This is a genomic window from Psychrobacter nivimaris (assembly GCF_009812035.1).
In the GTDB taxonomy this organism is placed as follows: Bacteria; Pseudomonadota; Gammaproteobacteria; order Pseudomonadales; family Moraxellaceae; genus Psychrobacter; species Psychrobacter nivimaris.
In genome coordinates this window covers 46,018-71,437 of the sequence record NZ_VZIZ01000040.1, presented here as the reverse complement: position 1 = coordinate 71,437, position 25,420 = coordinate 46,018, and the positions used below count along the sequence as shown (strand labels likewise).

Annotated in this window: 21 protein-coding genes and 1 pseudogene; 13 read left to right on the top strand and 9 right to left on the bottom strand. The window is 43.1% G+C overall.

Annotated features, from left to right (window positions below; genetic code table 11):
• Positions 1–650 precede the first annotated feature (650 nt).
• The 7 genes from FQV37_RS13015 to FQV37_RS12985 all read left to right on the top strand — a co-directional run bounded on the left by FQV37_RS13015 (position 651) and on the right by FQV37_RS12985 (position 9,171).
• Entirely contained in the window at positions 651–1,871 is a 1,221-nt protein-coding gene (locus FQV37_RS13015; protein ID WP_160023577.1) for an efflux RND transporter periplasmic adaptor subunit, read from the top strand.
• Positions 1,872–2,130: 259 nt separating this feature from the next.
• Complete coding sequence (locus FQV37_RS13010) at positions 2,131–2,853, top strand: response regulator transcription factor (protein ID WP_057761578.1); 723 nt, start codon at positions 2,131–2,133, stop codon at positions 2,851–2,853.
• Between the two features lie 85 nt (positions 2,854–2,938).
• Entirely contained in the window at positions 2,939–5,068 is a 2,130-nt protein-coding gene (locus FQV37_RS13005) for a sensor histidine kinase (RefSeq protein ID WP_160023575.1), read from the top strand.
• 256 nt (positions 5,069–5,324) lie between these two features.
• Entirely contained in the window at positions 5,325–6,095 is a 771-nt protein-coding gene (locus FQV37_RS13000) for a methionine ABC transporter ATP-binding protein (protein WP_057761581.1), read from the top strand.
• 19 nt (positions 6,096–6,114) lie between these two features.
• Entirely contained in the window at positions 6,115–6,801 is a 687-nt protein-coding gene (locus FQV37_RS12995; RefSeq protein ID WP_160023573.1) for a methionine ABC transporter permease, read from the top strand.
• Positions 6,802–6,970: 169 nt separating this feature from the next.
• A complete protein-coding gene (locus FQV37_RS12990) occupies positions 6,971–7,948 on the top strand; it encodes a MetQ/NlpA family ABC transporter substrate-binding protein (protein WP_102091824.1) in 978 nt (325 codons plus the stop codon).
• Between the two features lie 374 nt (positions 7,949–8,322).
• Entirely contained in the window at positions 8,323–9,171 is an 849-nt protein-coding gene (locus tag FQV37_RS12985; protein WP_102091823.1) for an aldo/keto reductase, read from the top strand.
• Positions 9,172–9,271: 100 nt separating this feature from the next.
• Here the strand turns inward: FQV37_RS12985 and ccmE are convergent, their stop codons facing one another.
• From ccmE to ccmA, 5 genes are all read right to left on the bottom strand, one after another.
• The gene (gene ccmE, locus FQV37_RS12980) at positions 9,272–9,772 is read right to left on the bottom strand and encodes a cytochrome c maturation protein CcmE (protein ID WP_101206027.1); all 501 of its coding nucleotides are present in this window, start codon (positions 9,770–9,772) and stop codon (positions 9,272–9,274) included.
• Between the two features lie 243 nt (positions 9,773–10,015).
• A complete protein-coding gene (gene ccmD / locus FQV37_RS12975) occupies positions 10,016–10,237 on the bottom strand; it encodes a heme exporter protein CcmD (protein WP_160023571.1) in 222 nt (73 codons plus the stop codon).
• A gap of 16 nt (positions 10,238–10,253) precedes the next feature.
• Positions 10,254–11,042: a heme ABC transporter permease CcmC gene (gene ccmC, locus FQV37_RS12970; RefSeq protein WP_160023569.1), complete on the bottom strand. Its 789-nt coding sequence runs from the start codon at positions 11,040–11,042 to the stop codon at positions 10,254–10,256.
• A 286-nt stretch (positions 11,043–11,328) separates the two neighbouring features.
• Positions 11,329–12,036, bottom strand: coding sequence for a heme exporter protein CcmB (locus FQV37_RS12965; protein WP_160023583.1), 708 nt, complete (start codon positions 12,034–12,036; stop codon positions 11,329–11,331).
• A gap of 84 nt (positions 12,037–12,120) precedes the next feature.
• Complete coding sequence (gene ccmA, locus FQV37_RS12960) at positions 12,121–12,750, bottom strand: heme ABC exporter ATP-binding protein CcmA (RefSeq protein ID WP_160023567.1); 630 nt, start codon at positions 12,748–12,750, stop codon at positions 12,121–12,123.
• A 162-nt stretch (positions 12,751–12,912) separates the two neighbouring features.
• Between ccmA and FQV37_RS12955 the strand changes: the two genes are divergently transcribed.
• From FQV37_RS12955 to FQV37_RS12945, 3 genes are all read left to right on the top strand, one after another.
• Positions 12,913–14,022 carry a hypothetical protein gene (locus FQV37_RS12955; protein ID WP_167514321.1) on the top strand — a complete coding sequence of 370 codons (1,110 nt, stop codon included), beginning with the start codon at positions 12,913–12,915 and terminating at the stop codon, positions 14,020–14,022.
• A gap of 30 nt (positions 14,023–14,052) precedes the next feature.
• The gene (locus tag FQV37_RS12950; protein WP_160023565.1) at positions 14,053–14,907 is read left to right on the top strand and encodes a type III secretion system chaperone family protein; all 855 of its coding nucleotides are present in this window, start codon (positions 14,053–14,055) and stop codon (positions 14,905–14,907) included.
• Between the two features lie 144 nt (positions 14,908–15,051).
• A complete protein-coding gene (locus FQV37_RS12945; RefSeq protein ID WP_160023563.1) occupies positions 15,052–15,966 on the top strand; it encodes a histone deacetylase family protein in 915 nt (304 codons plus the stop codon).
• Between the two features lie 32 nt (positions 15,967–15,998).
• Here FQV37_RS12945 and FQV37_RS12940 read toward each other — a convergent pair whose 3' ends face one another.
• From FQV37_RS12940 to coaBC, 3 genes and pseudogenes are all read right to left on the bottom strand, one after another.
• A complete protein-coding gene (locus FQV37_RS12940; protein WP_101206033.1) occupies positions 15,999–16,781 on the bottom strand; it encodes a sulfite exporter TauE/SafE family protein in 783 nt (260 codons plus the stop codon).
• An 80-nt stretch (positions 16,782–16,861) separates the two neighbouring features.
• Positions 16,862–17,503: a phosphopantothenoylcysteine decarboxylase domain-containing protein gene (locus FQV37_RS14355; protein ID WP_420877020.1), complete on the bottom strand. Its 642-nt coding sequence runs from the start codon at positions 17,501–17,503 to the stop codon at positions 16,862–16,864.
• Positions 17,495–18,271, bottom strand: a pseudogene (coaBC, locus tag FQV37_RS14350) (bifunctional phosphopantothenoylcysteine decarboxylase/phosphopantothenate--cysteine ligase CoaBC); the annotation flags it as partial. The gene FQV37_RS14355 and the pseudogene coaBC, both read right to left, overlap by 9 nt.
• Positions 18,272–18,399: 128 nt before the next feature.
• On the opposite strand from coaBC, the gene radC reads away from it, so the two are divergent.
• The 3 genes from radC (at position 18,400) to FQV37_RS12920 (ending at position 24,255) form a co-directional block, all read left to right on the top strand.
• Positions 18,400–19,083, top strand: coding sequence for a RadC family protein (radC, locus tag FQV37_RS12930; RefSeq protein ID WP_160023559.1), 684 nt, complete (start codon positions 18,400–18,402; stop codon positions 19,081–19,083).
• 349 nt (positions 19,084–19,432) lie between these two features.
• Positions 19,433–22,363: an acyl-CoA dehydrogenase gene (locus FQV37_RS12925; protein ID WP_160023557.1), complete on the top strand. Its 2,931-nt coding sequence runs from the start codon at positions 19,433–19,435 to the stop codon at positions 22,361–22,363.
• Positions 22,364–22,878: 515 nt separating this feature from the next.
• Positions 22,879–24,255 carry a dicarboxylate/amino acid:cation symporter gene (locus FQV37_RS12920; protein ID WP_057761609.1) on the top strand — a complete coding sequence of 459 codons (1,377 nt, stop codon included), beginning with the start codon at positions 22,879–22,881 and terminating at the stop codon, positions 24,253–24,255.
• Positions 24,256–24,373: 118 nt separating this feature from the next.
• On the opposite strand, the gene FQV37_RS12915 is transcribed toward FQV37_RS12920, so the two are convergent.
• A complete protein-coding gene (locus tag FQV37_RS12915; protein WP_057761611.1) occupies positions 24,374–25,129 on the bottom strand; it encodes a TSUP family transporter in 756 nt (251 codons plus the stop codon).
• Positions 25,130–25,420: the final 291 nt, after the last annotated feature.

Genomic DNA, 25,420 nt, shown 5'->3' with positions numbered 1-25,420 from the left:
CAATAGATTAGTGAGGTGCTCTTCTTTTTTCAATCACTTTCGAAGTTGAGAGTGGGGTATCGATATAAGTACCTATATTTGCATTGTCTGCGTTGAAATTTGTGATAACAGCGAATCTTCTACGATTGATGCCTACTGACTAATCGCGGTATCAATATAGCGTACTATACGCACTTTATTATTATTAATCTTACAAAATCTAGCGTTATTTGAGTGCTTTGAATAAGATAACTTACCCTGCGCATATCCAAGAAAAAAGTCAAATATAACAACGATTCCAATTAACTATAAATCCATTTTCTAACATATAAATAGATTGAAATTTGAATTGAAGGTAGCGTTATTATATTTTTGTATTGTATATAACTGGCAATGATATTACTGGATAATTTTCATTTGTAATAAAAATGTATCAATGCATTTTATAGTGTTTGTTTTAGCACAGTTATTATTGCTTTTCCAGTAATTAGTAAAATTATGTTCGAACTCATTAGTATCACAAATAGCTGTTCTTATTTATTAAAGGCGTAACTTCAACTTTCCTTAATACTTGAATTATCAGCTTTCTTAAGTTTAGTAAATATCTTACAGTCGTTCCACCGCGTTACAATTCACTATATAATAATATGACGATTACAATGGTGACTGCTATGACAGCTTCTAGACATTTAAGAAAAAGCCTTTATTTATTCAGCGTACTATTTATCGCTGCTTGTCAGCCGTCACCTATAAATGAATCAGCTGTTACTGACACTGAAGAAGAGACCGCAGACACGCCACTTATCATCACAAGCGACAGTGTCACAATGACACCAGAACATATATTGAGTATCAAACCTTCAAGGTATCAGCCGAGTCTCGGCTTACAAGGTAATATCGAACCTATCAAGCAGACCACATTTGTTGCAGTACATCCGATTCGTATAGAAAAGACGCTGGTTAGTGAAGGTCAATGGGTAGAAAAAGGAACGCCATTGCTGGTCTTTAGGCGTGTGGGCACGGCTAGCAAAGCTGAAGATTTGAAAAAGCCTGAACAAGGCAATGTAGAATCAAACGATATTAATAAAACTAATTCAGAAGACGCGCAGAATTCTGGTGCTAATTCCACACAAGCTGCGCCAGACGCAGATATCGCTGTTGTAAGAAAAACTGACAGTGATAAAACGCTAGAAGCAAATTCTGTGATAGATACTGATAGCAACATCACTAATCAAAATGCAGACATTAATACGGCTAAACAAGATACCCAGTATAATTCAATTACCATTCATGCTAGTTTCTCAGGGCGAGTAGAAAACTTATCTGCTGATGCAGGACAACAGCTAGCGGCGCGCGCGTCTCTACTACAGATCAGTGACGAGACCAAGCTGCACTTTATGGCTACCCTGCCTATACAAGCAAAACCACAGCTTTCCGTTGGCCAAACAGTCAATTTTACCGCCGAAGGTATCTCAGACAAGTTTACGGGACAGGTCAGCAAACTGGTATCGACCAGTCAGCCCAAAAAGCTTTTGGTCTATGTTAATGTCATCGACAATGAAGTTAGTCGTGATAAGTTATTGCCAAATATGAAAGTCACAGGGCGCGTCAACTATGGTCAAATAGATGTAGGCACTATTGTACCTAAGCGCGCGCTACATGACGTCGACCTAACAGAGTTGCAAAATCCTCCTTATATGCCGCTACAACCATTGACTGCAAATGTTTGGATAATCGGACAAGACCAGCGTTTAACGCGCCAACCTATTGAGGTAGTTGAATACGATCCTACTACGCAGCAGTATTTGATAGCAGGTGTGAGCAATGATAGCTTGATTTGTTTGGCTGACTTACCTGTTGATTCTAAAGGTAAAAAAGTCATTGTGTCATAATAGCTTATGCTGACAGTTACATTGCGTAGAAACATTAACAAAGCTTCTCTTGTTTTGTAACAGCATAATTAGGCAATATGACCCTACTATATATAGCATTATCCGAGTATTAAAATACGACTCATATTTAATTATGCGCTATTCTGTATATTTGAAAACGTAGAGGCTTAATAGTTTAACTATTTATCATTACCAACAACTCGTTATTACCAGAAACGTTATACTTTTATAAATCACAATAACAATTAGAGGACATCCCATGAGTAAGCAGATTTTATTGATTGAAGACGATCCAGATTTAGCTGAGCTGATCAGCGATTATTTGACCATGAACTATTATGACGTGCATCATGCTGGTCTTGGTCAAGAAGGTCTCGACTTATTAGACACCAAAGAGCGCGATATTGACTTGGTTGTGTTGGATCTTATGCTACCTGATATGGACGGTATGCAAGTGTGTCAAAAGATTCGTGGCAACAAGAATAACATGACCAATAAAGTGCCTATCATTATGCTGACCGCAAAAGGCGATACAACCGATCGCGTGTTGGGGCTGGAGATGGGTGCTGACGATTATATTGCCAAGCCTTTTGAGCCACGTGAGCTTTTAGCTCGTATTCGTGCAGTTATTCGTCGTCATGAGCAACCAAATCAAGCCGATAGCCAATCAGACAGCCTAACTTTCGGTCGTTTGAGTGTGTTTCCTGATAGTCATGAAGTCACTATCGATGACCAACCAGTACGTCTGACCACGCATCAATTTCAGTTGTTACATTACTTTGCCACTCATTCTGGCAAAGTATTGAATCGTGAGCAACTCTGGCAAGCGATGCCAAATGATGACAGCTCAGACAATATTGACCGTGCAATTGATGTACATATTTCGCGTTTACGTGCTTTGATCGAAGACAATCCACGCCAGCCAAAGCGTATTATTACCGTACGCGGCGTCGGCTATCAATTTGCCACTGATCAGGTGTAATCGTAAAGGATGCCTAATTAGCTGACTCATGGTGTAAACTCTGTACTATGAGTCGGTACAAGCGTTTAATAATAGAGATCGTTTAATGCAGCAATTGGGTTTTCGTTCCGTATTTGCCAAACTATTTGCCAGCGTTATGCTGGCACTTACGTTATTTGCTGTGGCAATGGTGCTGTTGACCCAACTTGTTCATGACAAAGACGCTGGTATTCGCTCAGAGATATTAGCCACACAGATCTTGGGGCAAATCGATCCATTCTTGCACGAATTAAATATTTCCATCAGCAAAGACAACCGTTTGCAGTCACGTTTTATGCTGGCAGTCGTTAAGAAAAGCTTCGATATTTTTGATGAGTCACTGCAAGCGAAAATGGGATTGTATGACAGCGAAGGTCGGCTGCTCATGCAAACTGACAACAGTGACCTACCCCTAGAGCTTCCCCCTACTCCTTCTTTATTCTCACGCGTTTTTCCATCACTTGCAGACACGTCACCTACCAAGCAAGCCCAAGTGTATAGCAGTACGGGTTATACCTTACTGTATGAATCACGTCTAACGCCTAAAAAACCTGTCCTTTCTGCAGCCTTGAACTTATTCACTGGTACGCTACTACTCTTGCTCATTATGGCAGGTGTACTATGGTTGATTGCACGGACGATGACATGGCGTATTGACCAGTTAAGCCAACAAATGACTCAATTGGGTGATGGTGATTTTACGGTACGAGTGAACGCACGTGGTAATGATGAAATCGCTGCATTAGCACGCGGATTCAACCAAGCAGCACAAAAAATTGAACACTTAATTGATGCCAATAACTTGCTACTGGCACATGCCTCCCATGAGCTGCGTACACCGATTACGCGTATTCGCCTACAGATTGAAATGATGGATATGTTGGCTGGTGCGCTACCAACTGATACCAAAGCAAAATTTGATAAACGGGCACAGGCTATCAACAGAGACTTGTCAGGTCTTAATGACTTAGTAGAAAGCATATTATTGGTTAGCCGTTTGGATGCGGGACATGCCTTACAGCAAGTTGAAAACTTAGATTTATACGATTTGGTAAATCAAGAACGTCAGCACTATCCTGAAGCCACGCTGATTGGTGAGCACATCGTGATAGATGGTCAATCATCAATGTTGACTCATTTGATTCGTAACTTACTTACCAACGCTATGCTACATGGCAAGCCACCTGTTACGGTATTGCTATACGGTGTTCAGAGCATAGAAGAAGCTGGAACTGTACCTGACTATCTATTACAAACAGTACTATGCAGCAGCTTTGTCGATTACAACAGTTTAGACTTTGATGATTATGAAGAAAACACTGATGCCAAAGTAGTTGAGCACCAAACTGCTAAGCATGAAGCTACTAGTTCGGTTGATAAAAATAAATCAGAAATGACTGACTCAATAGCAGAGCTACCAACGCCGACTATCTATAAAAACGGTGAAGATATAGCTGCTAACAATGAGAATAACGAGACTGATGATGATGCCAGCCTTGATAACGGCCTTTCAGATGACAGCTTAATAGACAATGCTAGCAAACCCCAACCTACTACTGGCGAATCATCACTACTTGCTGACTATTACAGCTTTACCAGTGAATTAACTGACAGAATTAAGAAAGTTATTTGGAAAGCAGTTCCAGATTCTACTGACCTTGCTAACGACACTCATAATACTGCTAACGCCAGCTTGATTGAAGTAGCTAAAACAAACTCTATAAGCAATGTAGAAAGCGAGAATACTGACACTTTTGTCAATAATAGTGTTCAAAAATCAGATAGTTCTATTACTGATGCCGCTACTAAAAATAACGGCTCAAATAATATGAAAGATGACGCCAAATCTAATAGCTCAAACCATGAGAACTCAGGCGCAGTCGTGCGTAAAGAAGGCTTATTTGCTAAGCATATGAAGAAAGCCAAAACTGAACCTGAACGTCCTCTGCCAAAATATGCCGTGCTGGCTGTAATCGACGAAGGCACTGGTATCCCTGAAGGCAAGCGGGAAGAAGTCTTTAGCCCATTTGTACGTTTACAGCAAAAAAACAAAGGCTCTGGATTAGGGTTATCGTTAGTCTCACAAATCGTTACCGCTCATCAAGGGCGCATTATTACAGATACGCTAAATGGTCATACTAGATTTTTGGTAACCATCCCAATTCATCATGACCCTCATTACAACTATCACGAGTAATCAATCCCCATCATTATATAGATAGCTATCACGCTGTCACCTTCATACTTAGCATTGTAACTGCTTATTCTTAATAGCTATTAATCATAAGCCGGACACGTATGTGCATATCCAAAGTGCCTGATAATATGCTATATTACCGCCCCTTATTATACGGTTATTGACTGTTGTCGTTTTGACAAGCTTCTTACATATTGAAAGAGGCCTGATGACGGGTTTTTGACCATTAAAAAATTTATTAAATTTTGAGCCCTCCATGAATGACATGATTGTCTTAAACGATGTGACCAAAAGTTTTTTAAGCGACCGATCAATCAAAGACAAAGACGGCAAGCCACATTGGTTTACCGCTGTTGAGCCGACATCTCTGACTATCAAACAAGGCGAAATCTTTGGTCTAATGGGTTATTCAGGGGCAGGTAAATCTACCTTATTGCGCCTAATTAACATGCTTGAGCGTCCAGATTCGGGTCAAGTCGTGATAGATGGTACTGACCTAACCACGCTGTCTGCCAGTGAGCTGCGCATTGCCCGTCACAATATCGGTATGATTTTTCAGCAGTTTAATCTGATGTCTAATCAAACTGTTTTTGACAATGTGGCATTTAACTTAAAAATCTCTGGTTATCCAAGTCGCGACATTCATAAGCGCGTTATGGATTGTCTTGCGATTGTTGATTTGACCGATCGTGCTGGTCACTATCCTGCGCAGTTGTCAGGTGGACAAAAACAGCGTGTGGGTATTGCCCGCGCGATTGCCCCTAGTCCAAAAGTATTGTTGGCCGATGAGCCAACCAGTGCGCTTGACCCTGCAACGACCCGTAGTTTGCTGACTTGTCTGCGCGATATCAATGAGCAACTTGGCGTGACTATCGTCATTGTGACTCATGAGATGAGTGTTATTCGTAGACTTTGTGATCGCGCAGCGTTATTGCATCAAGGACAACTATTAGAAGTTGCGGATGTGCGAGACGGTCTGATTCAAGCAACCACCCCGATTGGCAAAGGCCTAGTCGTCGAGGACTAATGAGGCAGGAGAAATAGATATGTTAACTGGTACTGAATTATCCGCCTCTATAGACAAGCTACTTGTGTTACGCAAAGAGATCGTGAGCGCGTTTATTGATACGTTCGTGATGCTTGGTATTTCAACTACGGTCGCCATCCTTATCGGTGGGCTCTTTGGCGTATTCTTGTTTTTGTCTAGTGATCGACAGTTTTTGCAAAACAAGACGTTGTACGGTGTGCTTGGCGGTATTACCAACTTTATGCGTGCTTTCCCTTTCGTGATTTTGATGATTGCAATGAGTCCGTTTACTAAGGCTATCGTTGGTACGGGTATCGGACCAATTGCTGCATCACTAGTACTGGCTATCGCTGGTTCGTTTTATTTTGCGCGTTTGGTCGAGCAAAATTTACGTGAAGTGCCGCGCGGTATTATCGAAGCCACTGAATCAATGGGTGCACGACCTTTTACCATTATTAAAGTACTACTTAATGAAGCGCGCTCAGGTTTAGTATTGTCAGTCACTATTCTTTGTATCAGCTTGCTCTCTTATTCAGCGGCGGCTGGTATGATTGGTGGTGGCGGTTTGGGTGATTTGGCCATTCGCTATGGCTATTATCGCTATCAAACCGAGGTAATGATTTTTATCGTGATTGTACTATCCATCATGGTCGTCTCGATTCAAGCCTCTGGTAACTGGCTCGCCAATCGTTTAGACAAACGTTAAACCGCTTTAGAGAATACTTGACATTACGAGCGACTAGGTTTATTTTTGGCAACACTCAACCCTTGTCTCAGCTCTCACAAAAAAGCAGCATTACTATTTATAATGTTGCTTTTTTAATGTATCGACGATAAACGTTTTACTCAACCCCATTCATTATTAAGGACATATTATGAAATTAACAGATATCAGCCGTCAGTTAGCTACCGCATTTGCTGCTGTTGGTGTATCAGGTCTAGTCTTAGTTGGTTGCAGCAATTCATCAGCGCCAGAAGCGACTAAAGAGCCAGTAACCGAGGGTGCCACTGCAGAAACTGCCGCTAGCGATATCGATCCTGACCATACCAAAATTGTTATCGGTACGACTGAAGGCGATTTTGCTGATATGGTTCGTAACCAAGTGAAGAGCACGCTTGAAGCTCAAGGTTATGAAGTTGAGTTGATTGCTTTTACTGATTATGTTCGTCCTAACCTTGCATTGGCTGAAGGCGATTTGGATATCAACATCTTCCAACATAAGCCTTACCTTGATACCTTCAAAAAAGAAAACAACCTTGATTTGGTTGAAGTATTCCAAGTACCAACGGCTCCACTTGGCATCTACTCAGGTAAAAAGACCAGCCTTGACGCTGCATTCAAAGGTATGAGTGTTTCTGCACCAAACGATCCAAGTAACTTTGCTCGTGCTTTGGTAATGATGGATGATCTTGGTTGGATTACCCTAAAAGACGACATCGATCCATTGACTGCGTCAAAAGCAGATATCGCTGATAACAGCAAATACGATATCGAAATCGTTGAGCTAGAAGCTGCTCAATTACCACGCGCACGTGATGAAGTTGACTTCGCAGTTATCAACGGTAACTATGCTACTGACTCTGGTATCAAATTGACCGAAGCATTGTTCCAAGAGCCAAGCTTTGCTTATGTAAACTGGTCAGCGATCAAATCTGCTGATACTGGTAAAAAATGGGTTGAAGATGTGACCAACGCTTATAACTCAGAAGCTTTCAAAAAGTACGCTCATGAAACGTTCCCTGGCTACAAGTACCCAAAAATCTGGGGTACTGATCATAGCGCACACATGGACACTGCTGCTAAAACTGAAAGCGCTGACGCTCCAGAAACTACAGAAGCTGCTGCTCAGTAAGACTTTAAATCAAAATTACCTAGTTTTTTAGGTGTTATGATTGATAGAAACGCCCATTACTTAGAGTGATGGGCGTTTTTTTGTCTTTAATTTTGCGAGTGCTGTCTTCCAATACCGTTATTAAAAGACTAACTGTGCATTAAATAACTATCAAAAATCACGTTACAGCCTGTTTGCCCTTTGTAGGAAACCGTCACTCACGCTTCCACTTGTTCTTGGTTTTTCTTATAGTAGACAAACTTGATTATTAGATGAGCTAAACAACTGCCTATATTGGCTAAGTTTTACTACTATTCATTATATTAAAACCTCTGCTTGAAACGATGTTTCATTCAAGACATATAAGACATTATAAATAAAATAAGGATAACAGCATGAGCGCTAAAAACTATAATATTCGTACCGCTGGACAAGCAAACATCCCCATCCTAGGGCTAGGTACTTGGCAGTCAACTGGGCAAGACTGCGTAGACGTGGTCAAAAAAGCGTTAGAAATGGGTTATGAGCATATCGATACTGCTCAAGCTTATGGTAATGAAAAGGAAGTTGGCGAAGGTATCAGACAATCAGGTGTGGCTCGTGATAAGTTCTTTTTGACTACTAAGATTTTTCCAGATGATATGAAGTTTGAGCCAGAAAAACTGGTCGCCGCAGCGAAACGTTCTTTGGAAGATTTGGGTACAGATTATGTCGATCTATTGCTATTGCACTGGCCTGATGACCGCGTACCATTATCTGAGACCATTCCTGCATTGTGCGAACTCCAAAAGCAAGGCTTGACGCGTCACATTGGTGTTTCAAACTTCAATATTGCTAATATCATTGAAGCCAAGAAATATGCTGATGTGCCTATCGTCGTGAACCAAGTAGAGTTCCATCCGTTCATTAAGCAAAATACATTGCAGACCTTCTTAAATAATCATCATATTCTACTAGAAGCTTACTCGCCATTAGCGCGTGGTGATGTGTTTGATAACGAAGTGATTAAAGAGATTGCAGATAAGCACAACGTAACACCAGCACAAATCTCACTAGCATGGATCTTATCAGACAAGCATCGTGTGGCTATTCCGAAAACGTCTAACCCTGATCACCTGCAAGGCAATCTAGATGCCATTAAGGTTGAGTTAAGTGCAGATGAGTTAGAAAAAATCGGTAACTTAGCCAGCTCTGACGGTCGTAAAATTGAGCACCCTGACTATAGTCCAGTATGGGATGACTAATAGGGTTAATAAGTACGATTAGTTGATTAGCTAAACAAAGCGCAATAAAAAGCCACCGATAATCGGTGGCTTTTTTATATGGTATGAAAACTTATAATCGTTACTGTTGTAGCGTTTCAGTCTCATGAATTTTTTCAGCAGGATTATACTGTTCAGAAGAAGGTATCGCTCCGCTGCGATTATTTTCTTTCATAGATTTGGCAACTTCTGGTGGCATATAGTTTTCGTCATGCTTAGCCAATACTTCCCCAGCGACAAAAGTATCGCCCTGCATTTTACCCGTGGCCACGACGCCTGAATTTTCAGCAAATAAATCTGGCAGAATACCTTGGTAAGTCACTGGCACGGTTGACTGAAAATCAGTAATCGCAAACTCAACATTTAATGGATTGTCTGCTGCACGCTGCACACTACCGGCAACCACCATACCACCAGCACGAATACGTTTGTCTTGAGGCGCTTCACCTTGGGCAATCGCAGTTGCATCAAAGTAGTAGTCAGTTTGCTGCCCGATGGCATAGATAACCAACATAACTGCTACTGCCGCACCTGCCAGCGTAAACATAACCCACGTCAGTTTTTTCCGACGAACTGCATTCATACCACTACCCCATTAATGAGTCACTGTTTTATAAACCATTATCAATCTACAAAACAGAAAATTTTGAAGAAACTACCATTAGAAAAACGTTCTAAAAATGTCTTTCTAATCGTACTCTTCTAATTGCTATATGGTAGCATTTTTCAGACAAATCAATAAGCCTCATCACTGCCTATAAGGTCATATTTTTGTCAGTGTAAGGATACGGTTTCTTACGCTAAAACCATGATATTAAGATGATTTTTATTCAGCTTGTTTGGTTACAGGCGTTGAGGTTTTGGTCGTCCGTTGTGCTTGTCGCGCTTGCTGGATGGTCAGCTGTTTGATAAGTGACTGTCGCTGTCTGCGGCTATAGATAATAAAGGCCAGCATCACGCCGATCGTTATCGCCCAGCACGACCACACAAAAACCCCATGCTTACCCATGGCGAAAAACTCAGATACGCTATAAAAGTAAGGCTGCATAGTATGTTCCTAGCCGTTATTTGTATTGACCACGAATGTATTCTTTGACCCACGCTTTGCCTTGATCACGGTATAAAATCAGCGTGTTAGTACGATAAATCGCTAATGTCGCAACCAGTAAATAGCTGCCGATAATCATCAGTAGCAAGGGCATCCACATATCTGCCGACATCTTCGGTGCGGCAGTCAAACTAAAGGTCGCGCCTTGATGCAAGGTATTCCACCACTCTACTGAGTACTTGATAATAGGCAGGTTCACTGCGCCCACAATAGATAAAATGGCGGCCGCTTTACCGCGATTGGCCGTATGCTCAAAAGCAGCAAACAATGCCATCACGCCCGCGTACAAAAACGCCAATATCAGCATTGACGTAAGACGTGCATCCCATACCCAGTAAGTACCCCATGTTGGCTTTGCCCAGATAGAGCCTGTAAGCAAACTGATGACACACAGCAAAAACCCCATCGGAGCAAGTGCCTGCGCGACCAGACTGGCCGTCTTAATCTTCCACACCAAATAAATTACCCCCAAGACCGCAAGGGAAAAATAGATAGAAATGGCAAGACTGGCCGCTGGCACATGGATAAATATAATGCGATAGCTATTACCCTGAAGATAATCAGGCGGCGCAAAAGCAAGGCCCCATACGCTACCAATGAGCAAACAGAGACTGGCTAGTATCGCTAACCACTTGACCCAAGGGCTAAAGATACGAAAAAACTGCTTGGTACCCACAGTGGTCAAGAAACCCTGCCAAATGCGCTGCCACAAGCTAGGGGATGAGACGTTATTCAGGTTGGGCATGGGAAGAAACCTATTACACAGCTTACTGGTGATAAATGATGCGGTCTATCAAAGCACCACTATCAACTCACCTGCTGGCGTTAAACACTGGATAGAATCTACAAAGAGCTGTTTACGTATTCAATTGACTATTATAGCAAAATTGCCAGTTTTCACCACGATGTTAATACATGTGATACAGATAACTAGATTTCGATGGCTAGGTTTAGATAACTAGATTTAGATAACTGGGCTTAAATAATCAAATTTCGACAACTGGACTTTAGGATTACAAAACGCAAATCATTTAATTAAGCCATGACATTTTTAAAGTTGTAGCAATCACCCATGGCATAACTAAGACAGAAACAATACTTCCTGCTAGTAATAAAGCTAAGATAGGCAAACCATTCAGCCCAGAGGCAAATAAATCAACCGCACCCGTAGCAAAAATCAAGACTGGCAACTGCATCGGTAAAGCAATCAAAGGCACTAATACTGCCCCATTCTTTAACGATAGCGTCAAACTACTGGCAATCGCGGATAGCATTAGGAGCATCGGGCTACCTGTCACGATAGAAGCCATCAATATCCACGCTTCAAACCAACTGAGCTGAAATAACGGCACGGCAAGCAAGCTAAGCGCTGCCACAATACCACTACTAAAAATCCAATGAATGACCAGTCTAATCAGCACCCATAGCGGTAGTGACGCTTTGGCCACGACCAATTGTGCAAGCGTACCATTATCAAGCGCAGGCTTGAATAATCCATCAACGCCCATTACCAGTGACAGCAACGCAGCAATCCACACGGCTGATACGCCCAGACGCTGCAATAGCGCAGGCTCACTACCGACTGCCAGCGGAAACAAAGTAATAATCACTAAGAACAGTACTAATGGATACAACCATTGTACCGCTCCTTGCTGCTTGACTTGCCATTCGCGGCGCCATAGCTGCAGGAAGCCAATACTGCGAGGCACTGCGACAATAGCATTTGGACTTTTATTCATGGCTGCTACTGATCCTACTTGTATTGGACTGTCTGTCATTATTTGTCCTTGCACATATACTGATGGTACTGATAGCAATCAAACTTATACCATATAATCTGACAAATCGAGCACCTGATTGGCGACACCGACTGCCTGATGACTGGTCATTAGTATCGACCCGCCAGCCTGTGCAAATTCGCATAACCGCTCTTCCATACGTGCCACCATATCGACATCTAGCGCCGTGAAAGGTTCATCAAGTAGCCAGAGCGGTGTCACGTCAGGAGTTAACAAGTACAATCGTGCCAGCGTGATGCGCCGCGTTTGCCCAGCGGACAAATGACTGGAGCTGATCGTCTCAAACCCTTGCAGTCCAACCCATGTGAGCGCATCGTCAATATCAGCAGCGCTTGGCGTGATGCCATATAAGTTCAGTAGAAACGTTAGGTTTTGTGCCACTGTCAAATTCGGATGAATGCCCAACTGGTGCGAGACATATAAAGGCTGGATGGGCAGGCACGATTGTCGTTGATAAGTAACTTCACCTGACAAAACAGGTAACAATCCAGCCAACTGCATGAGTAACGTGGTCTTTCCCGTCCCATTTGCCCCGATTAGATGGCAAATACTACCCGCAGATAGCTGCAACGTAACGCCTTCGCACAGCGGTATCTCACCGCGCTGAACTGTCAGCTCCTCAAGTGCAAGTAAAGGCGTATCCAAAACCGTCATCAAAACCTCTGGTTATTTATCAAGCAGTAGTCAATATTCATCACAAACAAAGGCAATGTTCATGGCATAATACCCTATGCTCGCTACAAACACACAGTATAACAAATTGTCGATTACTCTGACTTCAAAAAGTACGACCTCAAAAAAATACGACTTTAAAATATGACTTCAAAACCTATGCCGACTTCACAAGATAGCCAAAAACCTAATACTGCTGCAGAAACTAAAAATGACAACGCAGACACTAACTTGTCAAAACAGCCATCAGCCAGCCGTTTGACAGTAGATAGCTTGATCGATGCTCAAGTTAACTTTATACAGCAGTGGTTGCACAATCAAGCTGAGCCACTAGCGATGGAAGCTTGGCAATGGTTTGGTGCGCAGCCTTTAAGCAAATATATTACTTGTGACCATTTACAACAGCTGATGAAAGACTGGCTGTTAAATCAGCCGATGACTGAGGTGATGCGTACGGATATCCGTGATATTTTGCACACTATTATTTATCACCCAGTTAATGATAATGTGCCTTTGTCTGAGTTGGTCGATGATGCCCAAGTCGAAACGCTGGCCAACTATATCGGTAGCCACGAGCAGCAGCGCAATATATTGATTCATACGCTGGTCGGTAACGAAACCTTTGCAGATTTATTGACCCAAACACTCTATCACGCTATCAACGACTTTATGGAAAGCACGCTCGATAAAGCAGGTGGCGTTGGTAAATTGATGAAGCTTGGGCGTAGCTCTTTCGAAAAGGCGACCAACAGAAACCTCGATGAAAAACTGCAAACCTACTTGCATCGCAATATCAAAGATTTGACGCGCAAAGCCGAAGCCAATGCCCAAGAACACTTGTCAAACGAAGAAGTGGCGCGCCTGATGGTTATGGGCTGGGAGCGTATCAAAGACCAACCGATTAGTGAGCTGCAAACCTATTTAAGCGATGAGCCTGGTAATAGTAGCATTGACCATATCGAAGCCAGTATCCAACAAAGCTATGACCGCCTGCGACTGTCACCGTATCTGCACAGCTTAGTCTCGGCAAGCATTGACACTTGGTATGCCAATCATCAGTCTGACACGATGGCGACCATTGCGGCGAGTTTGCACATTGATGAAGCGGCCATGAAGCAATGTAGCACTACACTACTGCCTATCGTGTACGATGCTCTTGAGACGCCTTGGTTAACGGCCCATATTCGTGAGATGCTAGCAGCGTTTTATGCACAGCCTGCTATTAAAGAAGGTTTGGCGCACGGTCACGATTAACTTATAACCCTTACTTGTCAGCATACTATTATGAGTCAACGCAATAAACTCAGCTTGTGGCAAAAAATCAAACGGTTACTGACTTCTGCCGCACCGCAGTCAGTCATTGATAGTGCAAACGAGCAAGGGCCTGCATCACTTGCTGATAGCGAGATTAATAATACAAAAAATATGTCGGCTGATATTTCTAATATCAGTTCTCAAGCTACTGATATTACTGTCTCTGATATCTCTCATGAGTTAGAGGCGAATCAGGGCAGCGAACAGAATAACCCTCAAGCGCAAACAAATACATCTCAACTTAAAACCGATAACTTAAAAACCGATAGCGCAAATGCAGAACCTCAAAATCATAGTGACACGCCTATCGTCGACTGCTTAAAGCAATACTTCAATGACAAACAGTGGCACTACACGCATTATCGACCCAAAACCAATGACAGCCAAAAATCGCATCATTTATCCTTGAGAATGCGTCATAAGCAAATAAACTGTGGCTATCTGTTTCGGGTGCAAGAAAAAAACAAACTACTGGCCATCTACGGCATCTTGCCATTTTTGATACCAGAAAGTCATCAAAGTGCCGCGATGCTACTCATCACCCAAATCAACTATGACATGCTAGTCGGTAATCTGGAGATGGATGTCAACGATGGTGAGATACGCTACAAAAATGCTATCGATGTCGAAGCAGTCGGTATAGATGATGAGATTATTGAGCATTTACTACAAAGCGTGGTTGCGATGACTACGGTCGCCAACGAGCTTTTTGGCAACTTGGTTAATAATCAAGACCCTGCTGAAGACATGCAAACGCTACTTGTCGAGCTACGTCAACAGTCAGACGCGCGCACGTTCTTTTTACCGACTCAGTTTGTTCAATAACTCAGTTTGTTCGATAACTCAGTTTGTTCGATAATTAAGTTCATTCGATGAACCGGTTTTTCAATCAAGCCATAATCTATGATAGCGGATACTTATCTCTTTATTTTTCTATCCAAAAACCATCAAGACTAAGCTAGAAATCTTATGCTAAAAATTGCCTACTCTGACGTCTTTCGATATTCCGTGCCAGAAAAGCACCGTTTCCCTATGCAAAAGTACATTATGATTCCTGAGCGTTTACTGGCAGAAGGCACTATTAGCCAAGATAACTTCTTTGCCCCTGCTCGCTTGAGCGAAGATGAGATTTTGACCACGCATACCGCAGAGTACTGGTATCAACTTAAAACCCAAACACTGCCGCGCAAGGCTGCTCGTGCTATCGGATTTGAGATGACACCGCAGTTGGTAGAGCGTGGTCGTTATATTGCTCATGCAACGTATGAGTGCGCGCTATATGCTCAGCAATATGGCGTGGCTATGAATGTTGCAGGCGGCACCCATCACTCTTTTGCTGGTCATGGAGAAGGGTTTTGCGTATTTAATGATGTTTGTATCGCTAGCAATTTATTGTTAAATCGTGGACAGGCACAAAAGATTTTAGTGATCGATTTGGATGTTCATCAAGGCAATGGCAACGCCAGCATCATGGCAGATGAGCCACGCGTTTTTGTCTTTAGCATGCATGGTGCAAAGAACTACCCGTTTCGTAAGCAAGTATCAGACTTAGATATTGAGCTAGACAATGATACCGGCGATGCTGAGTATTTACAGATATTAGAAGACACGCTACCACGCTTAATCGCTGAGGTTGCGCCAGATATGATTTTTTATCAGTCTGCAGTCGACGTGCTCGCTACCGATAAGCTCGGCAAACTTGGTTTGACACAAGCAGGATGTAAGGCGCGTGATGAATACGTTCTGCAGCAAGCAAAAACCGCCAATATCCCTGTCGCTATCGTGATGGGTGGCGGCTACTCAGAAGATATCGAAGACGTGGTCGAAGCGCATTGTAATACCTTTCGTTTGGCACAGCAGATATTTTTTGAAGAATTGGTCTAATAAGATATCGCTGAAAAGGCTTATATCTTTAGCTATAACAAAGCGGTAATACCTTGCCAACCGACACGTATTCCAAGCACGATTAAGATTAATAAAATAAGCTGACGAAAACGCGCTTGCGGCAAATAGCGACGCAAACGGATTCCAACTAGCAGTGTGACTATAGACAGCACACTCAAAAAAGTAATCAGCTGCCATTCACCACTGCTCAGTGCCATGATAGGCTCACGCAACACGATAATTTGGGCAATCTTTCCTAAGAAATAGCACATGTTACCGACTTTGGCGATGGTGTTTTTATCGTCACTGGCAGACAATAAATACATCATCAGTATGGTCGACATTGCATTGGTCGAGCCGCCAATCACGCCTGCACCAAAACCAACGGCAATTAACATAGGCTTGGTGTTTGGTAGACGGATTTGTTTGCCGAGTAAGCTACTCACAACGTAGAAGGCAATGACCGCGGCCAACAATAAGAGAATATAAGCGCTATCGACCCATAGCAAGAGTTTCGCACCTAGAATGCTACCTAATAGGCTAGTAAGCGCAAGCAACCAATAGCGTCTGCCGTAGTAGATAAAGTTTTGCCAAATGGTGCGTTCACCGCCTACTAGCCACGTCATCACATTAACGACTAGCGAGGGAAAAATCACTAACACAATGGCGTGTTGCAATGGGTACATACTAGCAAGCGCAGTGGTCGTCACTAGCGTTGCGCCAAGTCCGCTAATACCATGCAACAGTGAGGCAAGCGCAAAAATGATCGTCAGCACTAGCATCTGAGTGCTATCGTTACCAGCTATATTCATCATATCGGTCACACCATTTGAGGCTCAGCGTCTGTATCTACACACTATCTACATGCTAGCTATCAGATTTAGCGCCTGTAGCTCTAACTATCTTTACGTTGACCGATTGCTTGACCGATGATGCTAGCCAGTTGCTCAGCAATTTTATCTTTACTGGTCTTCTCAAGTGTTACCGCATCACGCTCATAGCGCTCAGAGAAAAACACCTGCATCGCATTGTCATCACTAGCAAAACCGATATCTGCGCGTGAGACATCATTGCAAGCAATCATATCCAAATCTTTTGCGACCAACTTACCACGGGCATAACGCTCGACATCTTGCGTCTCTGCGGCAAAGCCGACGACAAATAGCTCTGGATGCGCAAGAGAAATCGTCGCTAGAATATCAGGGTTTTTAACCAGACTGAGCGTCATGGCATCTTGTGTCTTTTTAATTTTTTGCGGTGCAGCTTCTTCCGTACGATAATCTGCCACTGCTGCGGTCGCGATAAAAATATCTGCTTTTACAAATTGGTTGTCATCATAAGACTGTAGCAAGTCATGATTGTCATTATGGTTATGGTCGCTTACATCATCATCACCGCAACCACAGTCGCCATGATGATGCTCGTGAGAATGGTTATGAGAGTGATCGTGTTCATGAGAATGGTCGTGCTCATCTTCAAAGACCAATTGAAGCTCGCTATGCGTGCCATCTACACATTGCTGCGCCGCTATCAGCATATCTTCAGCAGACAGCACATCGATCCGTGTGACATTAAGCGGCGTGGGCAATGCCACTTTACCACCAGCGATTAAGACAACGTCTGCACCAGCAGCCACACAGGCGCGCGCCAATGCAAAGCCCATTTTTCCTGAAGAGTGGTTAGATAAATAACGTACAGGATCAATCGCTTCTACGGTGGGACCTGCGGTAATGACCACTCTTTTGCCTGCCAGCAATTGCGGCGTTGTGTTCATCGCTATGAACAGTAAAACCTCACCCAATAACTGCTCAGGCTCAGGCAATCGCCCTGCTCCGACATCACCGCACGCTTGCTCACCGCTAGCTGGCTGGATAATCTGATAATTCATATCGCGCAAGGTTTGCACATTTAGATTGACCGCTGGATGCGCCCACATCTGCTGATTCATGGCAGGAGCAATAATGACAGGCGCTGTAGTGGCAAGGCACACTGTAGTCAATAGATCATCAGCCATACCCATGGCCAGACGCGCAAGCGTATTGGCTGAAGCAGGTGCAATGACGATTAAGTCGGCCCACTTGGCCAGCTCAATATGCCCCATGCCTGCCTCTGCCTGCTCATCGAGCAACGACACGTGCACCTCGTTACCCGTCAACGCCTGTAGAGTCAGCGGTGTGATAAATGCTTGTGCACCTGTCGTCATGATAACGCGCACATCAAAGCCTGCCTTAACTAACAAGCGGGCAAATATAGCAGATTTATAAGCGGCGATACCGCCAGTAATAGCAAGCACAATATTGGACATAAGCGTGGTATCAACAAAAAAGTGAAAAGATAAAATTGCGCTTATAGTAACAATTATGAGATAAATTGGGTAAGATTTTCCGTATCTATCTCAGATAACAAGTATCAACCCATTTTCAAGGAGTGACCATGGCGATCAAAGACTGGCATGAGGATGACAGGCCACGCGAAAAACTTTTAAAATTTGGTGCAGCTCATTTGTCTGACGCCGAGATACTGGCCATATTTTTGCGTACGGGTACTCAGTCTCAATCAGCGATTGAATTAGCGCGGCATTTGATTGATCAGTTTGGTAGCTTAGCCGAGCTATTAGCCGCCCCTCAAAAGACGGTTCTTGCCTGTCATGGTATGGGCCCTGCAAAGTACGCCCAAATATTAGCCTCACTTGAGATGGGTACGCGCTATCTGGATAGTCAGCTCAAAACTGGACAAGCACTAGGACGCTCACAAGCGGTCAAAGACTATATCAGTACTCAGTTGCGCGGTGAGCATCGTGAAGTGTTTGCCGTACTTTGTCTCGATAATGCGTTGAACCTTTTAAACTTTGAGATATTATTCACGGGTGGTATCTCATCATGCTCGGTCTGCATCAAGCATGTATTGCGACACGCACTAAGCCATGCTGCTAGCCAACTTATCATCGCTCACAATCATCCTCATACCGATGCCAAGCCATCAACGGCAGATAACTTATTGACCTATGAGCTAAAAAAAGCCTGTGACCTACTAGATATCTCGCTTGTCGATCACATCATCGTCGGACGTAACGACACTTTGTCTTATGCCGAGAGTTGCCTTGCCCCTTTTGGTTAGCTCTTTGACAAGTTTTCGATAATAGCTGGCTACGTGTTCCAACTAGACATATGATGAATCTGCAAACAATTATTTTTGATACATATCATCGACAGAGCGTAGCATTTTGGCTCTTGATAGTTATCGACAACTGTTTCATATTAGTAGCCATTCTTGTCATTTATTTGTCAATTACTTACTAGACCGTTAATACTAGTACTTAAGAGACGTAAAACCGAGCATTTATGGATTAACAAATCATTCGATTTACTTGTAAGACAGTGAATGGCAAGACGAAAAACAATTATAGTTAGCTCTTTCATTCACGTACTTTTCGCATTTTTTATTCAGCGCTTTAAAGGAGATAGTCATGGCAATTGGCTTGTTTATTTTGGCAGTCATCATTCAGTTAGCCGTGGTCTTGGCCATCTTTTTGTTGTCCTTATCACGGGTCACCGGTAGCATCGTCGCCCTGATTACGGTTATCGTCACCGCAATTATCAGCCCATGGTCGCTCATTCTGGGTATACCAATGGCGCTACTGTGTTTGGTCTTACTCGTTGCACCGCTTCGCCAATCGTTAATCACTAAGCCTGTCTATAAAGCGCTAGGCGGTGCGATGCCGAGTATGAGTGATACAGAGCGTGAAGCGCTTGATGCGGGTACTAGTTGGTGGGAAAAAGAGCTGTTTATGGGTGCGCCGAACTGGGATACCTTTGCCAATTATCCTTATCCGCAGCTTTCAGAAGCAGAGCAAAGTTTCATTGATAATGAAGTAGAAACCTTATGTGGTATGCTTGATGAATGGCAAATTCAGCATAAAGATAAAGACCTATCACCTGAGGCATGGCAATTTATTAAAAGTAATGGTTTCTTAGGTTTAATCATTCCAAAAGAATTTGGCGGCTTAGAATTTAGCTCTTATGCCCAAAGCCGTGTAATGAGTAAAATCGCTTCGCGCTCGCCGACTGCCGCTGTGACCTGTATGGTTCCCAACTCGCTCGGCCCTGGTGAGCTACTGATGCATTATGGTACGGACGAGCAAAAGCAGCGCTGGTTGCCAGGTCTTGCCAAAGGTGACGAAGTACCTTGCTTTGGTTTGACTGGGCCTGAAGCGGGCTCTGATGCAGGTGCCATTCCTGATACAGGTGTAGTCTGCTACGGTATGCACGAAGGTAAGCAAGTGCTTGGCTTACGCATGAACTTCTCTAAACGTTGGATTACCCTAGCACCTGTCGCCACTGTCGTTGGTTTAGCATTTAAAATGCACGATCCTGAAGGTCTACTTGGCAATCCTCAAAAGACCGATTACGGCATTACCTGTGCCCTCGTTCCAGCTAATCACGAAGGTGTTGTAACAGGGCCACGTCATAATCCAATCGGCTCACCATTTATGAATGGTACGGTCGATGGCAAAGACGTCTTTATTCCATTAGATTACATCATCGGCGGTGTTGAGAACGCTGGTCGTGGCTGGCGTATGCTGATGGAATGCTTGGGCGTTGGCCGAGGTATTTCTCTACCAGCTCTATCGACATCAGCCAGTGAAATGACTTACCTATCTGTCGGTGCATTCGCCAAAGTTCGCGAACAGTTCAAGATATCAGTAGGTAAATTTGAAGGTGTACAGGACGCTACTAGCCGTATGGCGAGTAACACTTATATGTTAGAAGCATTCCGTCATTTGGTTACTTGCGGATTAAACCAAGGTGGTACGCCATCTGTTATGACTGCCATGGCCAAATACTATGCGACTGAAACCATGCGTAGCGTCGTTAACGACGGTATGGATGTGGTCGGTGGTCGTGCTGTGCAAATGGGTCCACGCAATTTCTTAGCGACACCTTATCAAGCGATTCCTGTCTCTATCACGGTCGAAGGCGCCAACATTTTGACCCGCTCACTCATGATCTTTGGTCAAGGTGCGATGCGTTGTCATCCTTATTTATTCGACGAGCTTCAGTTACTACAAAGCGAAGACAAAGCGGCTGCTACTGAAAAATTTGATACCCTTTTCTTCAAACATTTAGGCTACACGTTTAACCGTGGCGCCAAAGCCTTTGTCGCAGGTTATATCGGTGGTAGCGATAAGGCGCCGAATTTCGCAGACGCCTTTACCCGTCCCTATTACAAACATATTAACCGCTTAAGTGCGAGCTTTGCCCTAACTGCTGATATGGCATTAGGACTACTAGCAGGAGATTTAAAGCGTAAAGAGATGCTCTCTGGTCGTTTAGCAGATATCCATAGTCATCTATTTATTGCGACTGCTATTTTGCAGTTCTATGAGCATGGTAGTAAATCAGAATCTGAGCGCTTACATGCCGAAGTTGCGCTACAAAACAGCTTGTATACGATTCAAGAAGCCTTTGTATCATTCTTTGCTAACTTCCCGAATCGTATGGCAGCCAATGTGGTCAGCTTTGTGACTTTCCCAAGTGGACGTATCTTTACCCCAGCGAGCGATGAGCTGAAACGCCAGTTGGGTGATACTTTCATGGATGATTTTGCAGCCAACCCATTCCGCGATTATCTGAAAACCATGGTTTATTACAATACCGATGCAGACGATGTAACTGGTCGTATGGAGTATGCTTATCAGACCTTAGTCGAAATCGAACCATTGTGGCAGAAGTTCAAAAAGGCAGAGCATCAAGACAGCTTTGAAGGTCTAACCTTTGAAGACCATGTGGTACACGCCAGTCAAAATGGCGGCATTACTGAAGAAGAAGCAGAAGTTCTGATTCAATATAACGCCATGCGTTTTGATTCATTATTGACCGATACGTTTGACGAGCATCTATCGGAAGCGCTAGAACGTGACAATCCACATGCGCTTGAAAATGCGGTTCATCAACTGACTGATTACGCACAGCTAAAAAGACAAGCTCAGAGTAAAAACGGTATCGCTGTGGATACCGATGCATCTGCCGTTGATGAGCTAGCCACTAACGAACCAACTATTAATGATCTAGACAGTTCTGCAAACACAGACAATCATACTGGTGATGCCAACCCTAATCATGGTTATGAAAGTGATGGCGATGTAGAGTTGGTGAGTGAGCAAGATACTGTCAAAGAAGTAAATTCGCAGACAGATTTTGAAGAGTCAAAGCCTGAGAGAGAGGCACTCGATCATCGCCATCGTGATGCTGAATCACATCTTAACGAGCGTATGGGCAATAATCATAATCGTCATATTGCACCACCTGACGAGATCAATACTGAAGTAAGTGATAATGATATCAAACCTTTAGAACGCCAATCACCTTTATCACGCGAAGAAGACGATAAAGTTTAAAGGTCTATGCTGTTTTTGATATTAGTATTAGAAACTGAGTATTATTAGATTTTATAGTAAAATTTTTACTTTTCATTAGCCAGACTATCTATAAACGATAGTCTGGCTTTTTTTGGTCTATTAGAAATTTCAAGCTTAATTAATCATATTCTTTCCTTTGCATTTGGATAATTTAAAATCAACGGTTTGATATCAATAGTTTGACATATTCGCTTACCCTAAAAACTCTTTCATGAATATTTTGTTTCATATGGGAAACAAACCGTTTAGAATAAATATTGACTATATTATGGGCACATAGTTGTAACGAGGAATGTACATTTAGAATAAAATCAGAAAAAAATCTTGCAGTGCCCTTAGCTATTCTTTTATATTGTCCACGAAAATGTGACATCGAGCGACAATCACGGGAACTTAATAGTCATAACAAGCTTTGTAGTAAGGCTGATAAGTACGATCATGTTGGCTAATGAACACTTACTATAAAGCTGTTATGCACACAAAGGATATGAATTATGTGGAAGAATTTGGGACTGACGGGCAAGATCATTGTTGCCATGGTGCTCGGTATTGGACTGGGCCTATTTCTAAACTACTCAGGATTGAACGGCGAAGGTGGATTTGTTAACACTTACATCACCAATGGCTTCCTTGCCATTGTTGGTAAACTATTTGTCAACTCGCTAAAAATGTTGGTCGTACCTTTGGTGCTTATCTCACTGATTTGCGGTGTATGCGGTATTGGTGATATTCGCCTACTTGGACGTATTGGTACCAAAACGTTCATTATTTATATGATAACCACTGCACTCGCTATTGCGACTGCGATTGGTCTTGGCTCGCTATTCGGTATCGGTAAAGGCATGAATATCGGAACGGAAGCCGAGTTTGAAGCTGCGTCAGCGCCGCCTCTACTTGATGTATTCTCTAACATTATCCCATCGAATCCCATCAGCGCGATGGCAAATGGCGATATGTTATCGATCATCTTCTTTGCTATTTTGATCGGCGTCAGTATCCTGATGGTAGGTAAACCTGCCAAAGGCTTAGTGCAGAGCCTAGAGCTGATCAACGAAGTCATCTTAAAGATGGTCACGATCATCATGAACCTTGCACCATATGGTGTATTTGCGCTATTGACCAAAGCAATGGCAGAGCTAGGTTTAGACTTGATTTGGTCACTACTTGGTTATGTCGCGGTATTGGTTGGTTCATTGGCCTTCCACTTCTTTGTCACCATGATGATTGTACTAAAAGTGTCTTCAGGTCTGTCTATCAAGACGTTCTTGGCAAAAATGCGTGAAGTACAGATCTTTGCTTTTAGTACCTCAAGCTCGAACGCGACGATTCCTATTACCTTGCGTACGGTTACCAAGCGTATGGGTGTAAACAACTCAGTTGCGTCGTTCACTGTTCCTTTTGGTGCTACCATCAATATGGATGGTACGGCTATCATGCAGGGTACTGCGACCATCTTTATTGCCAACATTTACGGCATTGACTTGGGCGTGACCGAATACTTAACTGTCATCTTGATGTCAGTACTGGCGTCTGTTGGTACGGCTGGTGTACCTGGTGTTGGTTTGATCATGCTGTCTATGGTATTTGCTCAAGTGGGTCTACCAATCGAAGGCATCGGCCTAATCTTGGGTGTGGATCGTATCCTTGATATGCTACGTACTGCTGTAAACGTAGGTGGTGATGCTGCTGTTACTACTATCGTGGCAAAATCAGAAGGCAAAATGGATCTGGCTATTTACAATGATCCTAACGCTGGTGCAAAAGACGTATTTGATGGTCATATCGATGAAGACAATGAGCGTGAGTTCTCTGAAGTCTTTAGCGATGGCATCATGGGTAGTGAATACGATGATGTTGATCGTCGCCGCTAACCCACGCTTGCTAGATAGAAATGTATAAAATAAAAAACCTCAGTCGAATTGGCTGAGGTTTTTTTATGATCAATAATCAGTAAATAATCATGGTTGATACGGTTCTATCAACAACTAATTAGCCAAACACATATTTGGTCAACATCGCCAGACAGACCAGTACAATCACTGGACGAATCAATTTGCTACCGCCTTTAACCACCATATGTGAACCAAAGTAGGCGCCGATGGTTTGTCCAACCATCATCGCTAGCCCCACTTTCCACAGTACGTTGCCACCCAAAATAAAGAAGATTAACGAACCGATATTGGTCGATAAATTCAATACTTTAGCCGCGCCTGTTGCCTCAATAATTTGACGACCACGTAATGCCACATTACCAAGCGCAAAAAACATACCCGTACCTGGACCGATATAACCATCATAAAAACCAATCAACGGTGCCACGACTTTTTGCCATTTGCCCTCTGAGATGCGCGGTGCAGCTTCTACTTCACCCAATCTAGGGGCAAATAATGTATAGATACCGATAGCAGCAATCAAAAATGGAATGACCTTTTCGAGCAAGTCAGGTGGTGACATCTGTACAGCGATGGTGCCAATAACAGAACCAATAAAAGCAGCGATGATGGCTACTTTGATACGTTGCGGTTTGACGACCCCTTTTCTAATCATAGTAATAGACGCCGCTAGTGCGCCTGATGCCGCTTGCAGTTTGTTGGTACCAAGCGTCAATACTGGTGGGATGTTGGCCAGTAGCATGGCAGGGATAGTCAATAACCCGCCGCCGCCAGCGATAGCATCAATAAATCCTGCCAATGCGGCCACCGCAGTAAGCATTAAAATAATCTCTAACGAGAAAGTTAAGTCCATGACACTGACCTGCAAAATATGATAAGAAGAGAAAAGGAGTTCTAAGTTGAAGCTAAAATATCGTTATCGATAAGCTGACAGCTTACCAGTGCTAGCAAAAGAAATAATGACACGTCGCACAGCGCTGCTCATTATAAAGATAAAACCGTAAAAAAAGCCAAAAACGTAACAAAGTCTGCTAAATTTGTCTAATAACGTTCCGAATATGCTCAGCCAAATAGCGACTTATTAAAAAGATGTAACGACTTACAACTATTGTGCTCGTCAAATCCTCTTTATAATATTGCTATT

Coding starts and splice junctions, on each gene's coding strand:
- FQV37_RS13005 (WP_160023575.1), top strand. CDS start 2,939: ATGCAGCAATTGGGTTTTCGTTCCGTATTTGCCAAACTATTTGCCAGC.
- FQV37_RS12950 (WP_160023565.1), top strand. CDS start 14,053: ATGAGTCAACGCAATAAACTCAGCTTGTGGCAAAAAATCAAACGGTTA.
- FQV37_RS13015 (WP_160023577.1), top strand. CDS start 651: ATGACAGCTTCTAGACATTTAAGAAAAAGCCTTTATTTATTCAGCGTA.
- FQV37_RS12965 (WP_160023583.1), bottom strand. CDS start 12,036: ATGAATAAAAGTCCAAATGCTATTGTCGCAGTGCCTCGCAGTATTGGC.
- FQV37_RS12955 (WP_167514321.1), top strand. CDS start 12,913: ATGACTTCAAAACCTATGCCGACTTCACAAGATAGCCAAAAACCTAAT.
- FQV37_RS12995 (WP_160023573.1), top strand. CDS start 6,115: ATGTTAACTGGTACTGAATTATCCGCCTCTATAGACAAGCTACTTGTG.
- FQV37_RS12915 (WP_057761611.1), bottom strand. CDS start 25,129: ATGGACTTAACTTTCTCGTTAGAGATTATTTTAATGCTTACTGCGGTG.
- FQV37_RS12985 (WP_102091823.1), top strand. CDS start 8,323: ATGAGCGCTAAAAACTATAATATTCGTACCGCTGGACAAGCAAACATC.
- ccmE (WP_101206027.1), bottom strand. CDS start 9,772: ATGAATGCAGTTCGTCGGAAAAAACTGACGTGGGTTATGTTTACGCTG.
- FQV37_RS12990 (WP_102091824.1), top strand. CDS start 6,971: ATGAAATTAACAGATATCAGCCGTCAGTTAGCTACCGCATTTGCTGCT.
- FQV37_RS12945 (WP_160023563.1), top strand. CDS start 15,052: ATGCTAAAAATTGCCTACTCTGACGTCTTTCGATATTCCGTGCCAGAA.
- ccmD (WP_160023571.1), bottom strand. CDS start 10,237: ATGCAGCCTTACTTTTATAGCGTATCTGAGTTTTTCGCCATGGGTAAG.
- ccmC (WP_160023569.1), bottom strand. CDS start 11,042: ATGCCCAACCTGAATAACGTCTCATCCCCTAGCTTGTGGCAGCGCATT.
- FQV37_RS12920 (WP_057761609.1), top strand. CDS start 22,879: ATGTGGAAGAATTTGGGACTGACGGGCAAGATCATTGTTGCCATGGTG.
- FQV37_RS13000 (WP_057761581.1), top strand. CDS start 5,325: ATGAATGACATGATTGTCTTAAACGATGTGACCAAAAGTTTTTTAAGC.
- radC (WP_160023559.1), top strand. CDS start 18,400: ATGGCGATCAAAGACTGGCATGAGGATGACAGGCCACGCGAAAAACTT.
- FQV37_RS14355 (WP_420877020.1), bottom strand. CDS start 17,503: ATGCTGATAGCGGCGCAGCAATGTGTAGATGGCACGCATAGCGAGCTT.
- FQV37_RS12925 (WP_160023557.1), top strand. CDS start 19,433: ATGGCAATTGGCTTGTTTATTTTGGCAGTCATCATTCAGTTAGCCGTG.
- ccmA (WP_160023567.1), bottom strand. CDS start 12,750: ATGACGGTTTTGGATACGCCTTTACTTGCACTTGAGGAGCTGACAGTT.
- FQV37_RS12940 (WP_101206033.1), bottom strand. CDS start 16,781: ATGATGAATATAGCTGGTAACGATAGCACTCAGATGCTAGTGCTGACG.
- FQV37_RS13010 (WP_057761578.1), top strand. CDS start 2,131: ATGAGTAAGCAGATTTTATTGATTGAAGACGATCCAGATTTAGCTGAG.